Source organism: Streptomyces flaveus, from assembly GCF_014647675.1.
GTDB lineage: Bacteria > Actinomycetota > Actinomycetes > Streptomycetales > Streptomycetaceae > Streptomyces > Streptomyces flaveus.
Genome location: NZ_BMPQ01000002.1, coordinates 472,883 through 496,730, shown reverse-complemented (window position 1 = coordinate 496,730; position 23,848 = coordinate 472,883). Strand labels below are relative to the sequence as shown.

Annotated in this window: 20 protein-coding genes and 1 pseudogene; 10 read left to right on the top strand and 11 right to left on the bottom strand. The window is 69.5% G+C overall.

The window, feature by feature from the left end; genetic code table 11:
* Positions 1–17 precede the first annotated feature (17 nt).
* Entirely contained in the window at positions 18–1,271 is a 1,254-nt protein-coding gene (locus IEZ21_RS05480; protein WP_189320720.1) for a styrene monooxygenase/indole monooxygenase family protein, read from the top strand.
* Positions 1,272–1,424: 153 nt separating this feature from the next.
* On the opposite strand, the gene IEZ21_RS05475 is transcribed toward IEZ21_RS05480, so the two are convergent.
* The 4 genes from IEZ21_RS05475 to IEZ21_RS05460 all read right to left on the bottom strand — a co-directional run bounded on the left by IEZ21_RS05475 (position 1,425) and on the right by IEZ21_RS05460 (position 5,144).
* Positions 1,425–2,546 (bottom strand): C40 family peptidase, encoded by a 1,122-nt coding sequence (locus IEZ21_RS05475; RefSeq protein WP_189320719.1) that lies wholly within the window; start codon positions 2,544–2,546, stop codon positions 1,425–1,427.
* Between the two features lie 103 nt (positions 2,547–2,649).
* A complete protein-coding gene (locus tag IEZ21_RS05470; protein WP_189320718.1) occupies positions 2,650–2,988 on the bottom strand; it encodes a DUF8847 domain-containing protein in 339 nt (112 codons plus the stop codon).
* A gap of 10 nt (positions 2,989–2,998) precedes the next feature.
* A complete protein-coding gene (locus tag IEZ21_RS05465; RefSeq protein ID WP_189320717.1) occupies positions 2,999–3,718 on the bottom strand; it encodes a TetR/AcrR family transcriptional regulator in 720 nt (239 codons plus the stop codon).
* Positions 3,719–4,205: 487 nt separating this feature from the next.
* Complete coding sequence (locus IEZ21_RS05460) at positions 4,206–5,144, bottom strand: AurF N-oxygenase family protein (protein WP_189320716.1); 939 nt, start codon at positions 5,142–5,144, stop codon at positions 4,206–4,208.
* Positions 5,145–5,287: 143 nt separating this feature from the next.
* On the opposite strand from IEZ21_RS05460, the gene IEZ21_RS05455 reads away from it, so the two are divergent.
* The gene (locus IEZ21_RS05455; protein WP_189320715.1) at positions 5,288–6,400 is read left to right on the top strand and encodes a ferritin-like domain-containing protein; all 1,113 of its coding nucleotides are present in this window, start codon (positions 5,288–5,290) and stop codon (positions 6,398–6,400) included.
* An 80-nt stretch (positions 6,401–6,480) separates the two neighbouring features.
* Entirely contained in the window at positions 6,481–7,119 is a 639-nt protein-coding gene (locus tag IEZ21_RS05450) for a Uma2 family endonuclease (protein ID WP_189320714.1), read from the top strand.
* Positions 7,120–7,124: 5 nt separating this feature from the next.
* Here the strand turns inward: IEZ21_RS05450 and IEZ21_RS05445 are convergent, their stop codons facing one another.
* A complete protein-coding gene (locus IEZ21_RS05445; protein WP_189320713.1) occupies positions 7,125–7,631 on the bottom strand; it encodes a DUF3291 domain-containing protein in 507 nt (168 codons plus the stop codon).
* A gap of 212 nt (positions 7,632–7,843) precedes the next feature.
* Between IEZ21_RS05445 and IEZ21_RS05440 the strand changes: the two genes are divergently transcribed.
* Positions 7,844–9,805 (top strand): sensor histidine kinase, encoded by a 1,962-nt coding sequence (locus tag IEZ21_RS05440; RefSeq protein WP_189320712.1) that lies wholly within the window; start codon positions 7,844–7,846, stop codon positions 9,803–9,805.
* Between the two features lie 42 nt (positions 9,806–9,847).
* Here the strand turns inward: IEZ21_RS05440 and IEZ21_RS05435 are convergent, their stop codons facing one another.
* From IEZ21_RS05435 to IEZ21_RS05420, 4 genes are all read right to left on the bottom strand, one after another.
* The gene (locus IEZ21_RS05435) at positions 9,848–11,302 is read right to left on the bottom strand and encodes a penicillin-binding transpeptidase domain-containing protein (protein ID WP_189320934.1); all 1,455 of its coding nucleotides are present in this window, start codon (positions 11,300–11,302) and stop codon (positions 9,848–9,850) included.
* Positions 11,303–11,319: 17 nt separating this feature from the next.
* A complete protein-coding gene (locus IEZ21_RS05430; protein WP_189320711.1) occupies positions 11,320–12,693 on the bottom strand; it encodes an FtsW/RodA/SpoVE family cell cycle protein in 1,374 nt (457 codons plus the stop codon).
* Between the two features lie 47 nt (positions 12,694–12,740).
* Complete coding sequence (locus tag IEZ21_RS05425; RefSeq protein ID WP_189320710.1) at positions 12,741–13,460, bottom strand: SH3 domain-containing protein; 720 nt, start codon at positions 13,458–13,460, stop codon at positions 12,741–12,743.
* 160 nt (positions 13,461–13,620) lie between these two features.
* Complete coding sequence (locus tag IEZ21_RS05420) at positions 13,621–14,127, bottom strand: protein-tyrosine phosphatase family protein (protein ID WP_246567327.1); 507 nt, start codon at positions 14,125–14,127, stop codon at positions 13,621–13,623.
* A 90-nt stretch (positions 14,128–14,217) separates the two neighbouring features.
* Between IEZ21_RS05420 and IEZ21_RS05415 the strand changes: the two genes are divergently transcribed.
* On the top strand, positions 14,218–15,021 hold the full coding sequence (locus IEZ21_RS05415; RefSeq protein ID WP_189320709.1) for a nuclease-related domain-containing protein: 804 nt from the start codon (positions 14,218–14,220) through the stop codon (positions 15,019–15,021).
* A gap of 77 nt (positions 15,022–15,098) precedes the next feature.
* Here the strand turns inward: IEZ21_RS05415 and IEZ21_RS05410 are convergent.
* Positions 15,099–16,034, bottom strand: a pseudogene (locus IEZ21_RS05410) (extracellular catalytic domain type 1 short-chain-length polyhydroxyalkanoate depolymerase); the annotation flags it as partial.
* Between the two features lie 376 nt (positions 16,035–16,410).
* On the opposite strand from IEZ21_RS05410, the gene kdpF reads away from it, so the two are divergent.
* From kdpF to IEZ21_RS05390, 4 genes are read left to right on the top strand one after another with little or no spacing between them, the layout of a single operon-like run.
* Positions 16,411–16,500 carry a K(+)-transporting ATPase subunit F gene (gene kdpF / locus IEZ21_RS05405; RefSeq protein ID WP_037659531.1) on the top strand — a complete coding sequence of 30 codons (90 nt, stop codon included), beginning with the start codon at positions 16,411–16,413 and terminating at the stop codon, positions 16,498–16,500.
* A gap of 8 nt (positions 16,501–16,508) precedes the next feature.
* Entirely contained in the window at positions 16,509–18,173 is a 1,665-nt protein-coding gene (gene kdpA / locus IEZ21_RS05400; RefSeq protein ID WP_189320708.1) for a potassium-transporting ATPase subunit KdpA, read from the top strand.
* The gene (gene kdpB, locus IEZ21_RS05395; RefSeq protein WP_189320707.1) at positions 18,170–20,305 is read left to right on the top strand and encodes a potassium-transporting ATPase subunit KdpB; all 2,136 of its coding nucleotides are present in this window, start codon (positions 18,170–18,172) and stop codon (positions 20,303–20,305) included. The genes kdpA and kdpB overlap by 4 nt, the downstream gene beginning before the upstream one ends.
* Before the next feature lie 25 nt (positions 20,306–20,330).
* Positions 20,331–20,963, top strand: coding sequence for a potassium-transporting ATPase subunit C (locus IEZ21_RS05390; RefSeq protein WP_189320706.1), 633 nt, complete (start codon positions 20,331–20,333; stop codon positions 20,961–20,963).
* A 54-nt stretch (positions 20,964–21,017) separates the two neighbouring features.
* Here IEZ21_RS05390 and IEZ21_RS05385 read toward each other — a convergent pair whose 3' ends face one another.
* Positions 21,018–23,069: a spermine/spermidine synthase domain-containing protein gene (locus tag IEZ21_RS05385; protein WP_189320705.1), complete on the bottom strand. Its 2,052-nt coding sequence runs from the start codon at positions 23,067–23,069 to the stop codon at positions 21,018–21,020.
* Between the two features lie 124 nt (positions 23,070–23,193).
* On the opposite strand from IEZ21_RS05385, the gene IEZ21_RS05380 reads away from it, so the two are divergent.
* On the top strand, positions 23,194–23,835 hold the full coding sequence (locus IEZ21_RS05380; protein ID WP_246567289.1) for an HAD family hydrolase: 642 nt from the start codon (positions 23,194–23,196) through the stop codon (positions 23,833–23,835).
* Positions 23,836–23,848: the final 13 nt, after the last annotated feature.

Below are 23,848 nucleotides of genomic sequence, written 5' to 3'. Positions count from 1 at the left end.
TAGGAGACAGGACCCGCATGCGGAAGATACTCGTCGTCGGAGCCGGCCAGTCCGGACTCCAGCTCGCCCTCGGACTCCAGTCGCACGGGTACGAGGTCACCCTGATGTCCAACCGGACGGCGGACGAGATCCGTACCGGCCGCGTCATGTCCACGCAGTGCATGTTCCACACGGCCCTGCAGCACGAGCGCGATCTCCAGCTGAACTTCTGGGAGTCCCAGGCCCCGAAGATCGAAGGACTCGGCGTCTCGGTCGCGGCCCCCGGCTCCCACGACCCGGGCCCCACGCAGCGCGCGATCGACTGGGTGGGCAGCCTCGACGGGTACGCGCAGTCCGTCGACCAGCGCGTGAAGATGGCCGGCTGGATGGAGACGTTCGCGCAGCGCGGCGGCCAGCTCGTCATCCACGGCGCGGCGGTGTCCGACCTCGACTACTTCTCCCGTACGTACGACCTGGTGCTGGTGTCGGCGGGCAAGGGCGAGCTGGTCTCCATGTTCGGCCGGGACGCCGCCCGCTCCCCGTACAGCGAGCCGCAGCGCGCGCTGGCCGTCGCGTACGTGCACGGCCTGGGCCCGCGCCCCGAGCACCCCGACTACGAAGCGGTCCGCTGCAACCTGGTCCCCGGCGTCGGCGAACTCTTCGTCATGCCCTGCCTCACCAACTCCGGCCGCGCCGACATCCTCTTCTTCGAGGGCATACCCGGCGGCCCGCTCGACGTCTTCCAAGGCGTCAAGGACCCGGCCGAACACCTCTCCCTGACCCTGGAACTCATGGAGCGGTTCGTGCCGTGGGAGTACGCGCGGGCCACCAAGGTCGAACTGACCGATGCCAACGGCACGCTGTCCGGTCGCTACACCCCCACCGTCCGCAACCCCGTCGGCCACCTCCCCGGCGGCGGCCTGGTCCTGGGCGTCGCGGACGTCGTCGTGGCGAACGACCCCATCACCGGTCAGGGCTCCAACTCCGCCTCGAAATGCGCGGCTTCGTACCTGGACTCGATCCTCTCGCACGGTGACCAGCCCTTCGACGAGGCCTGGATGCGGGGGACCTTCGAGCGTTACTGGGACACCGCGCAGTACGTCACCAAGTGGACCAACGCGATGCTCGGCGCCCCGCCGGAGCACGTCCTGAACCTGATCGGCGCCGCCGGCCAGCTCCCGCCGGTCGCCGACCGCTTCGCCAACGGCTTCAACGACCCGGCGGACTACGAGAACTTCTTCTACGAGCCAGAGAAGACCGAGGCCTATCTGGCGTCGGTGGCGGGAGCGTAAGCGCTCCGCTGGAGGTGCAGTGATTCGGCTGCGAGTCCGTCGTGGCTGGTCGCGCCCACGCGGCGGAGCCGCATATCGAAACAGCCCCGCGCCCCTAAGAGGCCTGCGGCCTCCTTAGGGGCGCGGTACCGCACCGGACTTCACCAAGGTCGCTCAGCTCTCACCCTCGTACCCCTCGTCGGATCCGTCCGTCGCGCCCGGGGGGAGCTTCGGTGGTGTGTACTGCCGCAGGGGCTCCCCGGCCGGGTCCGGGCGGACCGCGCCGAGGACGGGGTTGGCCGCGAGCGGTGAGACCTTGACCGTCGCGTCCGGACGGGGTGCGTGGATCACCATGCCGTCGCCCAGATAGAGGGCGACGTGGGTGGCTTCGGGAAAGTAGACCACCAGGTCACCGGGCCGCAGCTCGCTCAGCGGAATCCGGGGCAGCCGGTCCCACTGCTCCTGGCTGGTACGGGGGGTGGGCTGCCCCGCGTGCCCCCAGGCCTCGGATGTCAGCCCCGAGCAGTCGTACGTGTCCGGCCCCTCGGCGCCCCACTCGTACGGCTTGCCGATCTGCTCCACGGCGTACCGCAGCGCCGCCTCGCCCTGCCGCGAGGGCGGGCGCGCGCTGCTGCCGAGCGCGCCGGAGGCCACCAGCTCCTCCTGCGCCTCGGCGACCTCGGCCTTCTCCAGCTCGGCCAGTTCGGCGAGCTGATCCGCACTGAGGGAGGTGAGCAGTTCCTCGACGTCCTTCAGGCGCTGCTGTACGGCGTCACGGTCCTTCTTCTGCCGTTCGGCGAGGGCGAGTTGGCCGTCGAGGGCCTTGCGGGCGGCGCGGGCGAGTGCGTCGGTCTTCTTCTCGCTCCCGATCAGCCGGTTCACCGTCGCGGCCCGCCGCTTGGAGAGCTGCCGGATCACATGCCCCTGGTCGAGGGCGTGCTGCGGGTCGCGGGCGAGGAGAAGGCGTACGTACGGGGAGATCTCGGTGCTGCTCTGGTACTGCTGCCGGGCGAGCCGTGCGGCGGCGCTCCGACTGTCGTGCAGGGAGAGCCGGGCCCTGGCGAGCCGCCGGTTCAGTTTCGCGACCTCGGTGCGCTGGTCGGTCAGCTTCTCCTCGGTGGCGTTGTAGGTCTCGGTGGCCTGTTCGGCTTCCTGGTAGAGGCGCTGAAGGTCTGTCAGCAGCTCGGCTACGGGCCGTTCGCCGGGCTCGGCCGCCGCGGGTACGGATGTTGGCGAGAGAGCTGCGCCGGCTGCGATCGCCGCCGTACAGACCAGACGCAGAAACCTTCCTGACACGTCATCACCTCCGGTACGGGGTGGCCCCTCCACCCCGTACCGCGAGCATCAGACGGCTGCGTCGCGCTCGCGCGCGGGCAGTGGTCGGTTCGGCCCAAGGGGGTCACTCGTCGGCGTCGTCGGGCTTGCCGCGCGGCGTGGCGTCTGGATCGGTGTGCGGTGCGGCGTCCGGTGTGGTCTCCGGCTTGGACCACGGCCATTTGAGCCTGCCGCCCTTGTCGCCCTCGGGGTCGAACTCGTACTTCCACCCCGGGTGGAGACTGAGCGGTTTGCCCTGCGCCGCCGGTATGCGCCGGTAGACCAGAACCGTCGGCGGACCGCCCGCCGCGTCCGGCACCGGAACCCGGTACACCTTCGGCGGGTGCCCGGTCATGCCGAGCAGAACCGGCAGTACGCGCCCGTCGAGAGGGCCGCCCACGAAGGGAGTGTCTTCGCTCTTCACCGGGCCAGTCTCACAAACGGGCGTCGCCGACCACCGGGAGCACCCTGCGGACCAGCTCGCCGAGCGGTCCCTCCGCGGTCTCCAGCGCGAGCGCGGCCCGTACGACGCCGGCGGTCTGCGGGTCGCGTCCGGCGGTCGCCACGAGACAGGCCACGAACTGCTCGACCAGCCAGTCGCGCAACTCGTCCAGCGGCGGTTCCTTCTCCTCGTCCAGCCAGATCAGCGAGGCGGCCTCGACGGCGGTGATCCACATCCGTACGGTCATCCGGAGCCGCGGCCCCGGCTCCTTCACGTCCAGGTGACTCAGGATGTGCTCGGCGGCGGCCCGTCGTACGCCGTCCACGATGGCCGTGGTCCGGGACGTTTCGATGACGCTGCCGCCCTGGAGTAGCGCGCTGAATCCCGCGTCGTGCTCGTCCACGAAAGCCAGATAGCGGTCGAGCGCGCGGGCCAGCCGCTGGGTCAGCGGACCCTGAGGGGGCTCGGCGAAGCAGTGCTCCAGTTCTTCGGCGGCGGAGCGCAGGGCGGCCTCGTACAACTGCTGCTTGCCGCCCGGGAAGTACCGGTACACGAGCGGCCGCGACACTCCGGCGGCCTCCGCCACGTCGTCGAGCGACACGTCTTCCGGCACTCGGTGGGCGAACAAGTCCAGCGCCGCGTTCAGTAGCTGGCCGCGGCGTTCTTCGACTGAGAGTCGGCGGTATGTGCGGGTGGGGACCTCGGAGGCCATATGGCTCAGCGTATCCCTCCGGGGGTTGGGCGGTTGGGTTCGTTTTTGGGTGCGGGTGTGTGGGTGGCTGGTCGCGCAGTTCCCCGCGCCCCTGGGTGGGTGGGGGGTGGCGGGGTCGTGGGCCGGTGCGTCAGCCCGTCGCAGGGCGGGCATACGGCCCTGGCCTGGTACAAGGCCCTGGTTCTCCGAGACCGGAGCTAAGCGACGGGCATAGGACGCACCGGCCCACGCCCCCTCCCGCCGGAGGGAGAGCGCGGGTCGTCGGGGGTACGGGCTTCCCCGGGGCCCCGGCTCCTCGGGGTGCGGGAAGCCGCAGGCTTTGGCTTTTCAGGGGCGCGGGGAACTGCGCGACCAGCCACGATGCACCCGCAGCCGCGACACGCAGTGTCACCCACCACCCCCTGGCGGGGGGTCTGGGGGCGTAGCCCCCAGTTTCGGGAAGGGGCGGGGCTGGGGAAAGAAACGCCTGCCCAGCCCACCGCAAGGGTCACGCCAGCAACCCGGACGCCCTCCACAAGCGCCGCCCCGCCCCCCGCAGCACCCCGATGTCGTCGAGGAAGTCCGTCAGGCGTTTGGCTCCGGTCTGCATGATCTCGCGCCGATGCGCGCTGGCCCGGACCTGGGCCAGCGCCTCGCCCCGGTCGAGCCCGACGTTCGCGTACACGTCGGGATTGATGAACGCGAGGGAGAAGACGCGCGCGAACTCCCCGGAGGAGACACGCGTGAACTCCTGGGACCAGCGCGGAGCGGTCACCATCTGCCGGCGGAGTTCCTCGCGGGCGTAGCGGACGTGGCGGGACTCCTCCACGACGTGGATCCGCGTCACGCCCCGGATCAGCGGCTGGACGCGTTCGTCCGGGAACGTCAGGCGTTGCATCCAGTCGAGGACCTCCTCGCCGAGCAGCGTCGCCGTGAAGGAACCCGGGGTGGTGGAGATCGTCTTGAAGAGGCGGCCCAGGTTGTGGTGGAGGCGGCTCACCGGGTAGTACGGGGTGTCGCCCCGGCTGATGAGGCGGGCGAACATCTTGGAGTGGCGGCACTCGTCCTCGATCTCCGTGAGCGCGTACCGCACGTGGGCACTCGTCGCCGCCTTGTCGTAGATGTGCCGTACGAGCAGCTGCATCAGGATGATCTCGAACCAGATCCCCAGCGAGGCCAGCGCCGCGGCCTCGTGCCGGGAGAGGAGTATCCGCTGCTCCTGGGACATCCGCTGCCACATCGGCGTGCCGTACAGCGACACCAGCTCCGGCGGCCAGAACCACTTGCCCTCTTCGAAGGGCGCGTCCCAGTCCAGCTCCTCGTCGGGGTCGAAGGAGTGCTTCGCGGACGCGTCGAGCAGCCGTGCGGCCACCTGTTCCCGGTCCTTGAGCAGGCCGAGCGCGTCGCGCACACCGTCGAGCGCATCGGCTTCCGTCACGGGCGTCATGGTCGCGCCACCTCTTCGAAGATCCGGACAGGCCAAGGGAGTTACCGGCGGTCAAGGCTTATGAGACCGCTTGTCAGCAAGCTCGTCAATCCCTCGCGTAAGACTTGTTGACACTTCGTCTAGCACGCGAGAGCCTGCGCATCATGCCGACCTATGACCTCTACGCCCAGGACCCCGGAGACCCCCTCTGGCAGGTGCCCGCGAGCGGTGCGGCACGGTTCAGCTGGGAGTACGACGACGGACGCGACCGGCTCCTTGCCCTGTACCAGAAGGGCAAGGACAAGCAGTGGGACGGACAGCGGCGGATCGACTGGGACCTGGAGGTGGACCCGTACGATCCGCTCGGAATCCCCGACGAGTCACTCACCCTCTACGGCACCCGGCACTGGGCGAAGATGACGGAGCGGGACAAGGGTGAGCTGCGCAAGCACTACGCCTCCTGGCAGTTCAGCCAGTTTCTGCACGGCGAGCAGGGCGCGATGGTGTGCGCGGCCCGGATCGTGGAGTCCGTGCCCGACCTGGACGCCAAGTTCTACTCCGCGACCCAGACGATGGACGAGGCCCGGCACGCGGAGATCTACGGACGCTTCCTGCACGAGAAGATCGGGATGGTCTACCCGATCAACGACAACCTCCAGTCCCTGCTCGGTGACACACTGCGCGACTCGCGCTGGGACATGCCGTATCTCGGAATGCAGGTCCTGATCGAGGGCCTCGCGCTTGCCGCCTTCGGCATGATCAGGGATACGACCGACAAGCCGCTGCCGAAGCAGATCCTCGCGTACGTCATGCAGGACGAGGCCCGTCACGTGGCCTTCGGCCGCATGGCGCTGCGCGACTACTACAAGCAGCTCTCCGACGCCGAACTGCGCGAACGCGAGGAGTTCGTCATCGAGGGCTGCTACCTGATGCGCGACCGGCTGCGCGGCGTCGAGGTCCTGGAGAACTTCGGCATCCCCAGGGCGGAGGCCGAGGAGTACAGCGAGCAGTCCGAATTCCTCGCTCTCTTCCGCCAGTTGCTCTTCAGCCGCATCGTCCCCTGCGTCAAGGACATCGGCCTGTGGGGCAAGCGCCTCCAGCAGGCGTACGTCGACATGGGTGTCTTCGAGATGGGCAACTCGAATCTGGATCTGCTGATGGCGCAGGACGAGGAGATCGCGGAGAAGCTGGACGCGGAGCGCTTCGCGGTGGAGGAGCGGGAGCGGGTGGCGGAGGTGGAGGGGGCGATCGAGGCAGGTCAACACCTCGATGGTTGATCACTCGATGGGGCGGCGAATCGCTGTTCGTCCTGGGTACGCTGACGATGCCAGGCAGACTCCGTTCCATGGGAGTGATCATGAGCGCCGGACGCGAGTACGGGCTGGACGAGGACTACGAGTGGCCCCGTCCGCCGGAGGGCGGCTGGACGGCGGATGACCTGGACCGGCTCCCGAATCTTCCTCCGCACACGGAGCTGATCGACGGGAGCCTCGTCTTCGTGAGTCCGCAGACCCGCTTTCACCTGCGCACGATCCGGCTTCTGGAGTACGCCCTGCTCAGCCAGGCACCGGATGCGTACGACGTCGATCGGGAGTTCAGCGTCAGGCTGGACCGACGCAACCGGCCCGAGCCTGACGTCCTCGTGTACCGGGCGGACGCAGCTACCGGACCACATCAGACTTGGCACCACTCCGATGCCGTCGTCCTCGCCATCGAGGTCGTCTCCGAGGACTCCACGGCGCGTGATCGTGAGGTCAAGCCCCGCAAATACGCGGCAGCGGGCATTCCGTACTTCTGGCGCGTGGAGGAGAGCGAGGGCCTGCCCGTGGTCTACACCTACGAGCTCGATCGATCCACGAACACCTACGGCGTCACCGGCATCCACCACGATCGGCTGAAGCTGACCGTCCCGTTTCCCCTTACCATCGATCTCACTGCCATCAACCGCCGACCGCCAGTCGCGCCCCCCTCGGAGTTCCCGGACCTGCAGGCCTGAGCCACTTAGACCGAGCAGCCCAGCCCCTCCGGCACCTCGCCGAGCACCGGCTCCGAGGCTCCCGGCGGGAACGACGTCCGCAGCGTGAACGCGTACGGCGTGGGCCCGTGTGTCCGCAAGTGCAGCAGACGGGCCTCCGCCTCCGCGACCGTGGGGCGGTGGCCCGCCGGGACCCACCACAGGGCCGTCACCGCCTCCTGGAGCTTCTCGAACCACTCGCGGCGGCGGGACAGCAACTCCCGGTGCTGCCCCTGGTACATGAAGGCCGTGAGGGCGTTGGTGTCGCGCCATACCGACATGTTGACGATCAGCCAGTCGTCGCCGAAGACGGGGACGTCCGTCGCGTTGCCCGAGTCGCTCTGCAGGCGCCAGATGAAGCCGTCCGAGGAGTCGGCGACCGCGTTCACCGGGTCGAGGGCGTCGACGAAGTCCTTCAACTGAGGGGAATCCAACGGGGCCTTGAGGCGGGCGATGTTGACCTGGGCGAGTTCGTACGCGGCGGGTTGCGTCATGGACCGAACGTTAGGTCGGCTCGATGGCGTGCTCAAGGCCTTTCTCAACCCTCGGACACGAACCCGTCCGGCCGGGCGGACGATGTGGGCGCGCCTCCGTCCCGTACCTCCCCTTCTCACAACTGCCCCCGACGCAGCGTGAGTTCCTGTGAACCGACGTCTTACGGGCGGGAAACCGCCGCCTGACCGGCCCGCCCGTAGCCTCGCGGAGCATGACGGGGAACGTGCTGACCAAACTTCCCACCCTTCCTGCCCTTCCCGGCTGGAACTCCATCCGTGGGCGCATGGCCATCGTGCTGGCCGTGCCGACCTGCCTGCTGCTCGTGCTGACGGGGCTGGGCGTCGCCGACCGTGCCGCCGACTGGTCCGCCGCGCGGGGGACCGAGGCGCAGGTGGGCGTGCTGTTGCGGGTGCAGGATCTGGTACGGGAAGTGCAGCGCGAACGCGGGCTCACCAACGGGCTGTTGGGTGGTGCCGAGGAGTACCAGGACGACGTACGGAACCAGCGGGACCGTACCGACGACGCCCGCTCCGCATTGCGAACGGTGCTCTCGGAGGAGAGCGGTGATCTGCCGGACGCAGCCTCCTCCGCCCTCGACGATGCCCAGCTTCCCCTCGCCGACCTTCCCGCCACCCGTGCCGAGGTCGACGCCGGCACCGCCGACCGGGCCGACACCCTGGCCTACTACACGAAGGCCGTCACCGCCCTCATCGACGCCGAGTCCGCGGGCGCGGCCCACGGCGAGCGCCGTATCACCGAGGGCGTCCAGGCGCTGCAGGCCCTGGCCCGCGCCACCGAGGCCGTGGCCCTCGAACGCGGTTCGCTCAACGGGGTGTTCGCGGCCGGACGCTTCCGCGGCGGCGAGTACCTCGACTTCACCGAGATCCGCGCCACCCGCCTCGCCGCGCTCGGCCAGTTCCGCCAACTCGCCACATCCGCCCAGCAGTCCGATCTCGACGCCGCCTTCAGGACGGCCGCCGCCCGGCGCGTCAGCGGCTACGAGACGCAGGCCGAGCGCGGTGCCGACGGCTCATCGCTGAACGTCGCCCCGGCCCGCTGGTGGCGGGACATGACGACCCTCGTCGACGACCTGCACGACGTGCAGCGCACCGTCGGCGACGACGTACGGGCCGACGCCGCCGACAGCGGCAGCGCCGCCACCCGCGAGCTCGGCGGCTTCCTCGGGCTCGGCGCGCTGATCGTCGCCGTGGCCGTCGCGCTCGCCGTCATCTCCGCGCGCTCCATCACCCGTCCCCTCGGCGCCCTCGCCGACGAGGCCGACGCGGTCGCGGGCACCCGACTGCCGACGGTCGTCAAACGCATCCAGGAGGCCGACCCCGACACGCCCCAACCGGGCGACCCGGACGGCTCGGACCGGACCCAACTCCCGGGCAGCGCACGGGAGATCACCCGCCTGGCCGCCGCCCTGCGCAACGTCGAGCACACCGCTGTGGGCCTCGCCGCCGAACAGGCCGTCCTGCGCCGCAACAGCACCGAGTCCCTGGCCAGCCTCGGCCGCCGCAACCAGACGCTGCTCAGGCGCCAGCTCGGCCTGATCACCGCCCTGGAGAACCAGGAAATCGACCCGGACGCCCTCGCCGAACTCTTCGAGCTCGACCATCTGGCCACCCGCATGCGCCGCAACGCCGAGTCCCTGCTCGTCCTCGCCGGCGAGGAGGCGCCCGCCCGCTCCTGGCCGGGCATGGTCTCCGTCACCGAGGTGGTGCAGTCGGCCGTCTCGGAGGTCGAGCAGTACCGCCGGGTCACGGCCGTCGACGTCGCGGCCTGCCGCATCCGCGGCCACGCCGTCGCCGAGCTGTCCCATCTGCTGGCCGAACTCCTCGAGAACGCCCTGATGTTCAGCCCGCCCCAGCAGCCCGTCGAGGTCTACGGCTGGCAGGACGGCGCCGAGTACTGCCTGGCCGTCGTCGACCGTGGCATCGGCATGACCCTGGAACGCATGGCCGAGGCCAACGCCCTGCTCTCCGGCAGCGGCTCTTTCCTCACGGCACCCACCCGCTTCCTCGGCCACCACGTCGTGGGCGCGCTCGCCTCCCGCCTCGGCGCCCATGTGGAGCTGCGCCCCACCGCGGGCTCGGGCGTCACGGCGTACGTGGCCCTGCCCGCCGTGCTCGTCCAGGAACCCTCGTCAACGGCCATGATGAGCGGGTGAGTTGAATACCAGTCGGTCGAGTACCGGCCGGTCGAGTACCAGTCAGTCGAGTACCGCTTTCATCACGGCCCGTGCGATCGGTGCCGCGTCCCCGCCCCCGCTGATCTCGCCCCGGTCGGCCGCCGCGTCCTCGACGACGACCGCCACGGCGACCGCCGGTTCCACGGCGTCGCGGGCCCGGGCCCAGGAGATGAACCAGGCGTACGGGGTACCGGCGTTGCCGATGCCGTGCTGGGCGGTGCCCGACTTGCCGCCGACCTCGGCGCCGGGGACGGCGACCTTCCGGCCGGTGCCCTTGCGCACCGCGTCCGTCATCAACTCCCGTAGCAGCCTGGCCGTGGACGGGTTCATGGCCCGGCTTTCGGCCCGCGGGCCGGTGGTCGACACCGGGGTGCCCGCGGCCGTGGTCGTCCGCTCCACCAGATGGGGCGCGCGCACCGAGCCGCCGTTCGCCACCGCCGCCGCGATCATCGCCATCTGCAGCGGTGTCGCCCGGGTGTCGAACTGGCCGATGGAGGACAGTGCGAGCTGCGCCTGGTCGAGGCCGCTGCCGAACGTGCTGGTGGAGACCGGGAACGGGATCCTGGGCCCCGGCTCGTCGAAGCCGAAGCCGGAGGCGGTGCGCGCCATGTCCGCCAACCCCACGTCCACGCCCAGCTTGGCGAACACCGTGTTGCACGACCAGGCGAAGGCGTAGCGCAGCGAGGCGCCGGCGCAGTCGTCGACCGAGTTCGTCAGCCGCGCCGAACTGCCCGGCAGCCGGTACGGATCGGGGGCCTTGAGGGGCGCGTCCAGGTCCTCCACCACGCCCGCGTCCAGCGCCGCCGCCGCGGTGACCACCTTGAACGTCGAACCCGGCGGATAGGTCTGGCGGACGGCCCGGTTGAGCATCGGCCGGTCCGCCGCGCCGTTCAGCCGTGCCCAGGCCTTCGCCACCGCTTTGTCCGTCCCGGACAGCTCCTGAGGGTCGTAGGAGGGGGTGGAGACGAGCGCCAGGATCCGTCCCGTCGAGGGTTCGACGGCGGCCACCGCGCCCCGCCGGTCGCCGAGTCCGTCGTACGCCGCTTGCTGCGCGATCGCGTCGAGGGTGGTGACGACGTTGCCGCCGGGGTTGCGGGCGCGTGTGAGGTCGTTCCACAGAGGGAGAGGGGAGAGCATCGGGTCGGTGCCGGAGAGGAGGTCGTCCTCGGCGTTCTCCAGGAGAGTCGTTCCGTACGTCTGCGAGGCGAAGCCGGTGACGGGTGCGTACAACGGGCCGTACCTGTACGTCCGTTCGTAGCGGAGGTTCTCTCCCGAGTCCCTGGAACCGGTGACCGGGCTGCCGCCGACCAGGATGTCGCCGCGTGGCTGGCCGTAACGGGCGATCGTCTGGCGGCGGTTGGCCGGGTTCTCGTCGTACGAGCGGACCTGGACGATCTGGAGGCGGGTGGCGTTCACCAGGAGCGCGAGCAGGAGCAGGGCGCAGAAGGCGGCGGCGTGCCGGATGTACCGGGGCATGGGGCGGCCGTCCCCGGTCATGGTGCGCCCTCCGCGTCGTACGGCGCTCCGTCGTACCGGCTGCGTGCCGAGTCGCTGAGGCGGATCAGCAGGGCCACGATGATCCAGTTGGTGACCACCGACGAACCGCCCTGCGCCAGGAACGGCATCGGCATCCCGGTCAGCGGGATCAGCCCGGTCACCCCGCCCGCGATCACGAACACCTGGAGCGCCACGATCGAGGCGAGCCCGACCGCGAGCAGCCGCCCGAAGGGGTCGCGCAGGGCGAGGCCCGCCCGGTAGCCGCGCTCGACCAGCAGCCCGTACAGCAGGAAGATCGCGGAGAGTCCGGCCAGGCCCAGTTCTTCGCCCGCCGTCGCCAGGATGAAGTCCGACTTGGCGGCGAAGCCGATGAGGATCGAATGGCCGAGGCCGAGGCCGGTGCCGAGCAGCCCGCCAGCGGCGAACGCGTAGAGGGACTGGGCGAGTTGGCTGGGCCCAAGGCCCGCCTCGACGGACGCGAAGGGGTGCAGCCAGTCCTCGACGCGGCTGTGCACATACGGTTCGAGACGGCCGACGGCGAAGGCTCCGAGGGCCGCGAGCAGCAGGCCGACCGCGATCCAGCCGGTGCGGCCCGTGGCGACGTACAACAGGATCACGAACAGGCCGAAGAAGAGGAGCGAGGTGCCCAGGTCCCGCTCCAGGACCAGGACGCCGACGCTCAGCACCCAGATCGTGAGGATCGGGCCGAGTACGCGTCCCGCGGGCAGTTGGAGTTTCCAGATGCGGCGGCCCGTGTACGCGAGGGCGTTGCGGTTCGCCGCGAGATAGCCGGCGAAGAACACCGCGAGCAGCACCTTCGCGAACTCGCCCGGCTGGATGGAGAATCCGCCGACCCTGATCCAGAGCCGGGCGCCGTTCACGGCCGGGAAGAAGATCGGCAGCATCAGCAGGACGAGCGCGGTGACGACGCAGACGTACGCGTAGCGCTGGAGCACCCGGTGGTCGCGCAGGACGAGAACGACCGCGATGAACAGGCCGACTCCCAGCGTCGACCAGACGAGCTGCGTGGGGGCCGCAGGATCGGCCGGAGTCTCCAGGTCGAGCCGGTGGACCAGCACCAGGCCGAGGCCGTTGAGCAGTACGGCGATCGGAAGCAGCAGCGGATCGGCGTACGGCGCCCGCCACCGCACCGCCACATGCGCGAGAAGCGCGAGCACGCCGAGCCCGGCGCCGTAACGTGCGGCGCCGGGCGGGAGGGTGCCGTTCCTGGCGAGGCCGACGGCGCAGTAGCCGTACACCGAGAGCAGCACCGCCAGGACGAGGAGCGTGAACTCGATGCCTCGGCGCCGGGGGAGGCGTACGGCGGGAGTGGGCGGATCCGCCTGCGCTGTCGGTCCGGGCGAGAGCATGCCCGGAACGTAACAGGATATGTGGCTCATGTCCCGTTATGTCGGCCTCAGCACCAGCGGGGCTGCTTGTGGCCGAAGGTGTCGATGTAGCGGGCCGGACCCCAGGCCCAGGTGCCGTCCGCGAGGAGGTACCAGAGGTTGTTGCCGTCGACGGTGCTGCCCGGCGTCCGGCAGAAGATGCGGACGGTCGAGCCCTGGGGTGCGTGGCCGATCGCGGCGCTGTTGCGGGTCGGCCGGTCGCGGAGGGTCAGGCCGCCGATGGCGGTGACGCGGCCCTGGGTGAACTCCTGGTTGTTGTTGGGGTTGTTGGGGTTGCTATTGGGATTGTTGTTGGGGTGGCCGTCGGGGCGGCCGTTGTTGCCCCCGTTGCCGCCGCCCGGGTTGGCGCTGGGGTCGGCGTTGCCGTTGCCGCCGGTCGAGTTGGCGTCGGCATTGCCGTTGCCGCCGGTCGAGTTGGCGTCGGCGTTGCCGCCACCTGGGTCGGCGTGGCCGTGGACGTGGACGTGGACGTTGACGTTGTCGTTACCACCGCCCCAGTGGGCATTGGCGTTGCCGCCACCCAAGTTGGGTTTGCCGTTGCCGCCACCCAAGTTGGGTTTGCCGTTGCCGTTACCGCCGCCCTCGCTGGCGTTGGCGTTCCCATTTCCGTTCCCGCCGCCGCCGCCGTCGTCGCCGTTCGCGAGGGCGGGACCGGTGGCGGTGAGGGCGAGTGCGGCGGCGGTGGTGGTGACTATGGCGAGGCGGGTGAAAGCGGAACGCAGGGGCATGACTGAGTCCTCCTTGAAAGGTGCGGTGGTGACTGAAAGGTGATCAATCGCCACGCTAGGAGTCGACCTTGGAGGGCGCCCGTCGTGCTGGGCCATCGGGGTACGTGCCGGTTCTGAGCCGCGGTTCGTCGTGGATGGTCGCGCTCGGTGACTCCGCTGATCACTCGGCCAGTTCTTCGAGGAGCCGGACCGTGTCGAGGCCGGTCTTCAGATACTCCACGAAGAGTTCGTTGTGCAGGGCCCACCGTGAACGGCGGCTACGGATCAGGCGGATCGCCTCGTCGGCGGTGTGGCCCGCGCCGATCAGGGCGTGGGCGACGACCAGGCCCGAGCGGTTGTAGCCGTGGTAGCAGCGGACCAGGACCCGGCGGCCCTGCGCCAGCCCCTCGCCCGCGGCCCGTGCGAGCCGCAGGACGCCCGCGAGCTGCGTACCGTCCAGAGGGCCGTCCGGGATCGGCCACACATGGTGTTCCACGTCGTCGTCGGGGCCGTGGCCGGGTAGTCGGAGCAACGTCAGGACCAGGTCGAACTCATCGTGTACGACAGCGAACTCCAGCCCGCCGGACCGGCCCTTGTACTCGTGCCCGCCCATCCACAGGCCGGGCACGATCTCGCTCCACGGGCTGTCCGGGGCCGGCACATCGGGTTGCTTCCTGCTGGGCAGCAACGGCGCCTCCCGCTCGAGTCGTGACAAAGGTAGCTGGGTTCTTGCCCCTGGAGTACCCCGCCTGTTCCCATGGTCGTGGGGTGATGGCGCATGAACGGACTGCGCGTTGTACCGACCTGGCGGCACGGTCAGGAACGGCTGTACATCTGTCACACCGACGGCAGGAACGTCGCCTGGTACGACAGGGAGGCGGGGCGGGTCAACCTGCTCAGCGAGGACCGGCGCGAGGATGTTCTCGACGCGCTCGGCCCGTTTCTGACCGGGCCCGTGACCGTGGGGCCGCCCCCGGTCCCGACCCCCGCCGAGCTCGCCCGGCTCACCCTCCACCCCGACGACGACCTTGCCCCCAACCGGCCCGGTGAGGCCCTCCAGATCGCTCTGGACCGCGATCCCTCGCCTCCGCACCGGCTGCGGCCCGATCCCCGGCGGCGGGCGCTGGCGTCGGAGCTGGCGGTGGGGGAGGCGCTTGACGGGCTGGAGGGGACGGGGTGGCATGCGCTGCATTCCCTTACGCTGCCCGGCGGCGACCGTCTTCACCACCTGGCGATCGGGCCCGGCGGGCTGTTCGCCGTCCACACGCTGTACGCCCGTAAGCAGCGGGTGCTGGTGGCTGACCCCATGGTCACGGTCGGCCGTCGGGAACCGACACCGTTGCTGCGGCGGGTTCGGGCTGTCGCGGACCGGGCGTCGTACGCGCTGACGGCGGAGGTCCATCCGGTGCTGGCGCTCTACGCGCCGTCGAACGTGTCGGTGGCGACGCCGCTGCGTGAGGTTCGCGTTCTCCAGGACACGGATGTCGCGTCGCTGGCCAGTGCGGGGGGCGTGCTCAAGCCGGCGGATGTCGAGGCGCTCCATGCGATGGCCCGGGACCGGGGGACCTGGGGTCGGGTCTGAACCCGGCCCGGGCGGGACGCAGCGCTACCGGTGCTATCCCCAGTGCTGACGGAAGAGGCGGGTCGACGGCCTCACCGGCCCGTGCCGTCCAGGCCGAAGAACGTGATCACCCGGGCCCCCATGCCCCAGGCGTACAGGTTGTGGCCGACGCCCTGGAGGCTGATGGCCTCCACGGGAGCCCGGTCACCGGTGGAGCCGTAGCGGGTACGGGTCCAGCCCGCCTGGGGTGAGTCGGTGTGGGCGGGTGTCTGGCCGACGCCGTGCACGTTCGTCCACTGCTTGATCTCCTCCCCGAAGTTGGGGTAGCGCAGGACGTCGTCCTCGGTGCCGTGCCAGAGCTGCATACGCGGCCGGGGCCCGTCGTAGCCCGGGTAGGCGCCGCGGACCAGGTCGCCCCATGCCTGCGGGGTGCGGATGAGGTTGCCGCCCGAGCAGTCGCTGTTCCACTCGGACCCGTTGGTGGTGGCGAAACAGGCGAACGGCACGCCCGCGAACGCCGCGCCCGCCGCGAACACGTCGGGGTAGTCGCCCAGCAGCACGTTCGTCATCATCGCGCCGGAGGAGATGCCGGTGGCGAAGATCCGGTCGGTGTCCGCGTCGTACGTACGAGTCACCCAGTCGACCATGGACTTGATGCCCACCGGGTCACTGCCGCCGTCCCGGCGCAGCGCCTGCGGCGAGGAGACGTCGAAGCACTTGCTGCTGCGCGTGACGGACGGATAGATCACGACGAAGCCGTACCGGTCGGCCAGCTGGGCGTACTCGGTGCCGGAGTGCATCGCCGGACCGGACCCCGTGCAGTAGTGCACGGCCACCAGGACCGCCGGGTTGGGGGCGACGTTGTCCGGGACGTACAGGTACATCTGGAGGTTGCTGGGGTTGGTGCCGAAGTTCGTGATCTCGGTGAGCTCTGCGGTGGGGGCCGCGGCGGGAGCCTCTGTACGGGCGGAGGCCGCGGAGGGAGCCTCCGTACGCACCCCGACCGCCCCCGACGACGGCCCGGCAACGCCCACCACACCCAACAGCCCCAGAAGCAGCCCGCCCACAACCACACGCGCAAGCGAAAACCTCACAACTTGCCCCTCTCACGAAGGAGCCCCCAGGGCATCGTGACATGAACACGCCTCTCATGGAAGCGCTCCCACACGATGGAGCCTCGGGGTCCGCGCTCGAGCCGTAAGAGAACCGTCAAGGGCGTATGCGTCGGCGTATGGGACCCGTCAACGGTGGCCGAATCCGGTCGGAGTGGAGGTTTCCTCGGAATCGTCCTTGTCCACCCATTCACTCCGAACCTCATCCAGGAGCTCCCATGGCCGACGTGGCCTTCGTCGTCACCACGATCGCGGTGTTCGCGTTGGTGGCGCTCATAGCCAAGGGGGTGGCGAAGCTGTGACCGCCGAGAACATCGTCGGCCTGATCGTGGCCGTCGCCCTGCTGGGCTATCTCGTCCTCGCCCTCATCTTCCCGGAGAGGTTCTGACGCCCGCCATGAGCCCCGTACTTGCCGGTGTGCTCCAGCTGCTCGCGCTCATCGCGGCGCTGGCGCTGGCCTACCGACCCCTCGGCGACTACATGGCCCGGGTCTACTCCTCCGACAAGCACCTGCGCGTCGAGAAGTGGATCTACCGGGGCATCGGCGCCAACCCGAACACCGAGATGCGCTGGCCCGCGTACCTGCGCGGCGTCCTCGCCTTCTCCGCGGCGGGCGTGCTCTTCCTGTACGTCCTGCAGCGCGTCCAGGGCATCCTGCCCGGCTCGCTGGGCTTCGCCTCGATCGACCCGGACCAGGCGTTCAACACCGCCGCGTCCTTCGTGTCGAACACCAACTGGCAGTCGTACTACGGTGAGCAGGCCATGGGCCACGTCGTGCAGACTGCCGGTCTGGCCGTGCAGAACTTCGTCTCCGCGGCCGTCGGCATCGCGGTGGCGGTCGCTCTCGTACGGGGCTTCGCCCGCTCCCGCACCGGTGAACTGGGCAACTTCTGGGCCGACTTGGTACGGGGAGTCGTACGCATCCTGCTGCCGATCTCCGTGATCGCCGCGATCGTGCTGGTGGCGTGCGGCGTCATCCAGAACTTCTCCGGGATTCATGAGGTCGGACAGTTCACGGGCGGCTCCCAGCAGTGGAACGGCGGCGCGGTCGCCTCCCAGGAGGCCATCAAGGAGGTGGGCACCAACGGCGGCGGCTACTTCAACGCCAACTCCGCCCACCCCTTCGAGAACCCCAACCCGTTCTCCAACCTCTTCGAGATCTTCCTGCTCCTGCTGATCCCGTTCGCGCTGACGCGCACCTTCGGCCGGATGGTCGGCTCGCTGAAGCAGGGCTACGCGATCCTCGCCACGATGGCGACCATCTGGCTGGGCTTCATCTGCCTGATGTGGTGGACCGAATTCGCCCATCACGGCCCGGCGTTCGAGATCGCCGGCGGTGCGATGGAGGGCAAGGAGCAGCGTTTCGGCATCGGCGCCTCGTCGATCTTCTCGATCTCCACGACGCTCACCTCGACGGGCGCGGTGGACTCCTTCCACTCGTCCAACACCGGCCTGGGCGGCGGGCTGAACCTGCTGGGCATGCAGCTGGGCGAGATCGCGCCCGGCGGTGTCGGCTCCGGTCTCTACGGCATGCTGGTCATGGCGATCATCGCGGTGTTCATCGCGGGCCTCATGGTCGGCCGTACGCCCGAGTACCTGGGCAAGAAGATCGGCACCCGCGAGATCAAGCTGGCGGCCTGCTACATCCTGATCACCCCGGCGCTGGTGCTGGTCTTCACCGCTGCGGCGATGGCGTTGCCCACCCCGGGCAACTCGATGACCAACAGCGGGGCGCACGGATTCTCCGAGATCCTTTACGCCTACACCTCGGCCTCGAACAACAACGGTTCGGCCTTCGCGGGTCTGAACGCGGACACGCAGTGGTTCAACAGCACCCTGGGTCTGGCGATGCTGCTCGGCCGGTTCCTGCCGATGGTGTTCGTGCTGGCGCTGGCCGGATCGCTCGCCGAGCAGAAGCCGGTGCCGGCCACCGCGGGCACCCTGCGTACCGAAAAGCCGCTGTTCACCGGCCTGTTGGTGGGCGCGATCCTGATCATCACCGGTCTGACCTACTTCCCGGCGCTGGCACTGGGGCCGCTGGCCGAGGGGCTGGCGACATGACCACCGACATCACGAAACAGAAGAAGCAAGAGGACGCCGTGTCCACGACTACTCCCACCCGGGCGCCGCACAGCGACGTGCCCACGGGTCACAAGGATGAAGGCCGTGTCGGCGCGGGACTGTTCGATCCCAAGCTGCTGCTGAAGTCGCTGCCGGACGCCATCCGCAAGCTCGATCCGCGGGTGATGGTCAAGTCCCCTGTGATGTTCGTGGTGTTGGTCGGGTCGGTGCTGACCACGGTGTTCTCGTTCACGGACCCGGGCGACTGGTTCGGCTGGACGATCAGCGCCTGGCTCTGGCTCACCGTGATCTTCGCGAACCTGGCGGAAGCGGTGGCCGAGGGCCGCGGCAAGGCGCAGGCCGACACCCTGCGCAAGGCCAAGACCGACACCGTCGCCCGGCGGCTCGTGGACGACCGCGAGGAGCAGGTCCCGGGCACCGAGCTGCGTATCGGCGACCTGGTGGTGTGCGAGGCGGGCGACGTCATCCCCGGCGACGGTGACGTCGTCGAGGGCGTCGCGAGCGTCGACGAGTCGGCGATCACCGGTGAGTCGGCGCCGGTCATCCGGGAGTCCGGCGGCGACCGCTCGGCTGTCACCGGGGGTACGAAGGTGCTGTCCGACCGCATCGTCATCAAGATCACGACGAAGCCCGGCGAGACCTTCATCGACCGCATGATCAACCTGGTCGAGGGCGCCGCCCGGCAGAAGACGCCCAACGAGATCGCGCTGAACATCCTGCTCGCCTCGCTCACGATCATCTTCCTGCTGGCGGTGGCCACGCTGCCGCCGCTCGCGGACTACGCGGGCACCCACCTGACCATGGTCGTGCTGGTGGCTCTCCTGGTCTGCCTGATCCCGACCACGATCGGCGCGCTGCTCTCCGCGATCGGCATCGCGGGCATGGACCGGCTGGTGCAGAGGAACGTACTCGCCATGTCCGGCAGGGCAGTTGAGGCGGCGGGCGACGTGTCGACCCTCCTCCTCGACAAGACCGGCACCATCACGCTCGGCAACCGGCAGGCCGCCGAGTTCCTGCCGGTCAGCGGCACCTCGGAAGCCGATCTGGCCGATGCCGCCCAGCTCTCCTCGCTGGCCGACGAGACGCCCGAGGGCCGCTCCATCGTCGTACTGGCGAAGGAGAAGTACGGGCTGCGGGAGCGGCACCAGGGCGAGCTGGCGCAGGCGGAGTGGATCGAGTTCACCGCGCAGACCCGGATGTCGGGTGTGGACGTGGACGGGCGCAAGGTCCGTAAGGGCGCGGCAGGATCGGTCATCGCCTGGGTGCGGGAACGGGGCGGTGAGGTGTCCGAGGACGCCGACACCCTGGCCAACCGGATCTCCGAGGCGGGCGGCACCCCGCTGCTCGTGGCGATCGAGGACACGGACGGCGCCCGGATCCTGGGCGTCATCCACCTCAAGGACGTCGTCAAGGACGGGATGCGCGAGCGGTTCGAGGAGCTGCGCCGTATGGGCATCAAGACCGTCATGATCACGGGCGACAACCCGCTGACGGCCAAGGCGATCGCCGACGAGGCGGGCGTCGACGACTTCCTCGCGGAGGCGACCCCCGAGGACAAGATGGCGCTGATCAAGCGTGAGCAGGCGGGCGGCAAGCTCGTCGCGATGACGGGTGACGGCACGAACGACGCGCCCGCCCTGGCGCAGGCGGACGTCGGCGTCGCGATGAACACGGGCACGTCGGCCGCCAAGGAGGCCGGCAACATGGTCGACCTCGACTCCAACCCGACCAAGCTCATCGAGATCGTCGAGATCGGCAAGCAACTCCTCATCACCCGGGGCGCGTTGACGACCTTCTCGATCGCCAACGACGTGGCGAAGTACTTCGCGATCATCCCGGCGCTGTTCGCGGCGGTCTACCCGGGCCTGAAACAGCTCAACATCATGCAGCTGTCCTCGCCGGACTCCGCGATCCTCTCCGCGGTCATCTTCAACGCGCTGATCATCATCGCGCTCGTACCGCTCGCCCTGCGCGGTGTGCAGTACCGCCCGATGAACGCCGACAGGATGCTGCGGCGCAACCTCGGGATCTACGGCCTGGGCGGGCTGATCGCCCCGTTCATCGGCATCAAGGTCATCGACCTGCTCATCTCCCTCATCCCCGGGCTGTAACTACCTGAAGGCGTGCTGATCGGCTATGAACAACTCGGTTACGAACACGGCCCGGTTGCTGGCGGCAGGGCTGCGGGCGTTGCTCGTACTGACGCTGGTGTGCGGTGTGCTGTACCCGCTGGCCGTCACCGGTGTGGCCCAGGCGCTGTTCAACAACAAGGCGAACGGCTCGGAGATCAAGGCGGACGGCAAGGTCGTCGGCTCCTCGCTCATCGGCCAGCAGGGCTACAGCCTCGACTACTTCCAGCCGCGGCCGGCCAACGGACTCGGTGAGAACTCGGTCAACACCCAGTACAAGCTGATCCTGTCCGGCGCGACCAACCGTGCCGGTGACAACCCCGAACTCATCAAGTGGGTCAAGGAGGCCAAGGCCAAGGTCGTCAAGGACAACTCGACGGCGGACTACAAGGTACGGCCCTCCCAGGTCCCCGCCGACGCGGTCACCTCCTCGGGCTCGGGCCTGGACCCGGACATCTCCCCGGCGTACGCGGACCTCCAGGTCCACCGTGTCGCCGAGCGGAACGGGCTGCCCGCCGCCCAAGTCCAGAAGCTCGTCGACGAGCACACCGAGGGCCGCACCCTCGGCTTCATGGGCGAACCCCGCGTCAACGTCCTCGAACTCAACATCGCGCTCAAGGACCTCGCGGCGAAGAGCTGACTCCCGACGGCGTGACTTCGCCCCGGACTCACCTCCCCGAGTCCCCGAGGCCGCTCAGGGCTGCGCCTCGGACTCCAGCGGCCGTGGCTCGGGCAGCGCGGGTGTGTCCGGGCCGTTGCCGGTGAGGCGCATCGCCGCGTAGGCGCCCAGGTAGAGCGCGGCGACGACCAGCAGCAGCGTCTGATAGCCGGTCAGCAGGGCGAGGTACTCCAGGGTGCCGCCGGTGAGGGCGCCGAGCAGGTTGGCGCCGAAGGCGGCCGTGGGGTCGGGGGCGGAGGCCAGCCGGTCGGAGAAGATCAGGTTGGCGCAGAAGATCGGTGCGAAGGCGAGGGCGATCGCCGCGGCGAGCCGTCCGGCGAAGGGCAGCGCGAGGACGGACTCCGCGGGGACCAGCCAGGCGACGGCCAGGGTGGCGAGCAGGACGAGCGTCATGACGGGCTGGTTGAGCCGCCGCATCCGGCGGCGCACTTCGACGCCGGCCAGCACGGCGAGCAGTACGCCGATGAAGACGAGCGCGTTGACCAGCCAGGTGGTGCCGAAATAGAGGGCGAAGCCGATGACGCTCTTGGTCTCCAGCAGCATGAACGCGGCGCCGAGCAGGAACATGTCGGCGTAGCGGACGGTGTGCCGGACGCGGACCCCGGTGAGGCGCACGGACAGCACGGTGACCAGCAGGATGCCCCCGAGTGCGCCCAGGTAGAGGCTGGGGATGGTGCGCTGCAGCAGATAGGGGAAGGGGTGGTCGTCGGTCGCGGGCTCCGGGACGGGGCCACTGGCCTGCCAGGTCTTCTCGCAGGACTGGTCGGCGGTGGTCCGGCCGGTCACGAACACGGCTTGCCGGCCGCCGTAATCGGTAATGCAGGGGGCGTGTCCGAACACCGTGGTGAGATCACCGGCGAACCGGTCGATCAGCCAGTCCTTGCGATAGTAGTTGTACATCGTGAACGCGCCGTTCGGGGCCAGATGTTCGTGCGCGGCCTCGAATGCCTGCCGGGTGAACAGATAGCTCTCCAGCCGGAGATTGCTCGCACCGGAGACGAGTGTCAGTGAGTCCGGCAGCGCGAGGACGATCAAGTCGTAGCGGGCATCGGTCCGTTCGAGAAAAGCGCGGCCGTCGTCGATATATGTGTGCACCCTGGGGTCGTCGTACGGCTTTTCGGGATGCAGCCGCGCGCCGGTTTCCCGCAGTTCCGGGTCGATTTCGACGGCGTCCACGCGCCGCGCCCCGTGGGCCAGCGCGACGGCGACGTCGTTGCCGTTGCCCGCGCCGATGACGAGGACCCTGCGATAGGGGTTGTCCGGCGTCTCGCGGTACGGCCGGCCGTACGGCGATTCCGGCCTCATCAGGACGCTGAGCGGTGCGATGCTCTGGTGCGGGACGCCGTTGGCGGAGATCTTGTAGTCGCGGGTGCTGCTGCCGGCCGGGGGCCGCTTGACCTCGATCTTGTAGTACGGCGACCAGGAGACGCCCTGCGCCGCCGATTCGAAGGCCAGGACCGCCACCATCGCGGTGAGCGGTACGGCGTAGCGCACGCCGTTGCGTCGTCCGCCGAGCATGAGCATGGCCAGTCCGGCGATGACTCCCCAGGCGACCGAGGGGGCGCTCAGCCAGGACAGCAGGGCGAACGCCACGGACCCGGTGAGGGCGCCGAGGAGGTCGTACCGGTACGCCTCCAGGGACGGCAGCTGCCGGAACAGGTCCGCGGTGATCTTGCCGATGGCCGCCATGACGACCGCGGCCAGCAGGAACAGGACCGGGAGGGTGACCCATTCCGGCAGTCCTGTGGTTTTCACGGCGGTGAAGTAGATGACCTCACCGCTGGTCTGTTGCACCTGGACCGGGAATTCCCGTACCAGGACGACGAGGACGGCCAGTGGGACGGGCGCCCAGCGTTTCAGCCACTGCCCTCGGTGGGCCGGAATGAGGAATCCAAGACCGATACCGAGGAACGAGCCGAGGAGAATGAAGTTCGAGAAGTAACTCAGATGGACGATGTTGGCGCCCGTCCAGCGGATCAGGGCCAATTCGACGAACAGCATGGTCGCGCTGGCCAACAGCAGCTTTCCGCGGATTTCCCAGACACCGGCACCAGCGCGATATTCCATGTCCCGAAAGGTGCCACTTTCGCCGCGACGAGTCGAGTACCCGCGTATCCGGCCCGGTGGCCTTCCTCCATCCTGCGAACGCGGCTGCGGATCTCCCTGGCCCTGGGCGCCTAGTCTCAAGCAGGTGATTGAGACCATCGTTCTCGACGTCGGCGAAACCGTCACCCGCGATGACCGCTACTGGGGTTCGTGGGCCGACTGGCTCGGTGTCCCGCGGCACACGCTCTCGGCCCTCGTCGGCGCAGTCGTCGCGCAGGGCCGTGACAACGCCGATGCCGTGCGCATCGCCCGCCCGGGCATTGACCTCGCCGCCGCGGCACAGGCACGTGAAGCGGTTGGCCGCGGCGAGTATCTCGACGAGACGGACCTGTACGACGACGTACGGCCGGCCCTCGCGAGCCTGCGCGAGCTCGGCGTTCGCGTCATCATCGCCGGGAACCAGACGGCACGTGTGGGCGAGTTGCTACGAGGCCTCGACCTGCCCGCCGACCTGATCGTGACCTCCGGCGAATGGGGCGTCGCCAAGCCGCAGCCCGAGTTCTTCGCCCGGGTCCTGGAAGTCGCCCGCGCCGAACCCGGGGCAACCGTGTACGTCGGCGACCACCCGGCCAACGACTTGTGGCCGGCCAAGACCGCCGGCCTCCGCGCGGCCCACATCCGCCGTGGCCCGTGGGGACACCTGTGGGCCGACGATCCGGATGTCGCGGCAGCAGCGGACTGGACGATCGACAGCCTCGTTCAACTGACGGCGATCGTCGCTGACTGACTGCCCAGTCGAA

What these genes read in the sequence shown, in the direction of transcription:
- IEZ21_RS05430 (WP_189320711.1), bottom strand. Translation starts at nt 12,693, where the DNA reads ATGCTCTCGCCCGGACCGACAGCGCAGGCGGATCCGCCCACTCCCGCC.
- IEZ21_RS05415 (WP_189320709.1), top strand. Translation starts at nt 14,218, where the DNA reads ATGAACGGACTGCGCGTTGTACCGACCTGGCGGCACGGTCAGGAACGG.
- IEZ21_RS05460 (WP_189320716.1), bottom strand. Translation starts at nt 5,144, where the DNA reads ATGACGCCCGTGACGGAAGCCGATGCGCTCGACGGTGTGCGCGACGCG.
- IEZ21_RS05425 (WP_189320710.1), bottom strand. Translation starts at nt 13,460, where the DNA reads ATGCCCCTGCGTTCCGCTTTCACCCGCCTCGCCATAGTCACCACCACC.
- IEZ21_RS05440 (WP_189320712.1), top strand. Translation starts at nt 7,844, where the DNA reads ATGACGGGGAACGTGCTGACCAAACTTCCCACCCTTCCTGCCCTTCCC.
- IEZ21_RS05465 (WP_189320717.1), bottom strand. Translation starts at nt 3,718, where the DNA reads ATGGCCTCCGAGGTCCCCACCCGCACATACCGCCGACTCTCAGTCGAA.
- IEZ21_RS05435 (WP_189320934.1), bottom strand. Translation starts at nt 11,302, where the DNA reads ATGCCCCGGTACATCCGGCACGCCGCCGCCTTCTGCGCCCTGCTCCTG.
- IEZ21_RS05455 (WP_189320715.1), top strand. Translation starts at nt 5,288, where the DNA reads ATGCCGACCTATGACCTCTACGCCCAGGACCCCGGAGACCCCCTCTGG.
- IEZ21_RS05480 (WP_189320720.1), top strand. Translation starts at nt 18, where the DNA reads ATGCGGAAGATACTCGTCGTCGGAGCCGGCCAGTCCGGACTCCAGCTC.
- IEZ21_RS05385 (WP_189320705.1), bottom strand. Translation starts at nt 23,069, where the DNA reads ATGGAATATCGCGCTGGTGCCGGTGTCTGGGAAATCCGCGGAAAGCTG.
- kdpB (WP_189320707.1), top strand. Translation starts at nt 18,170, where the DNA reads ATGACCACCGACATCACGAAACAGAAGAAGCAAGAGGACGCCGTGTCC.
- IEZ21_RS05445 (WP_189320713.1), bottom strand. Translation starts at nt 7,631, where the DNA reads ATGACGCAACCCGCCGCGTACGAACTCGCCCAGGTCAACATCGCCCGC.
- IEZ21_RS05390 (WP_189320706.1), top strand. Translation starts at nt 20,331, where the DNA reads ATGAACAACTCGGTTACGAACACGGCCCGGTTGCTGGCGGCAGGGCTG.
- IEZ21_RS05450 (WP_189320714.1), top strand. Translation starts at nt 6,481, where the DNA reads ATGAGCGCCGGACGCGAGTACGGGCTGGACGAGGACTACGAGTGGCCC.
- kdpA (WP_189320708.1), top strand. Translation starts at nt 16,509, where the DNA reads ATGAGCCCCGTACTTGCCGGTGTGCTCCAGCTGCTCGCGCTCATCGCG.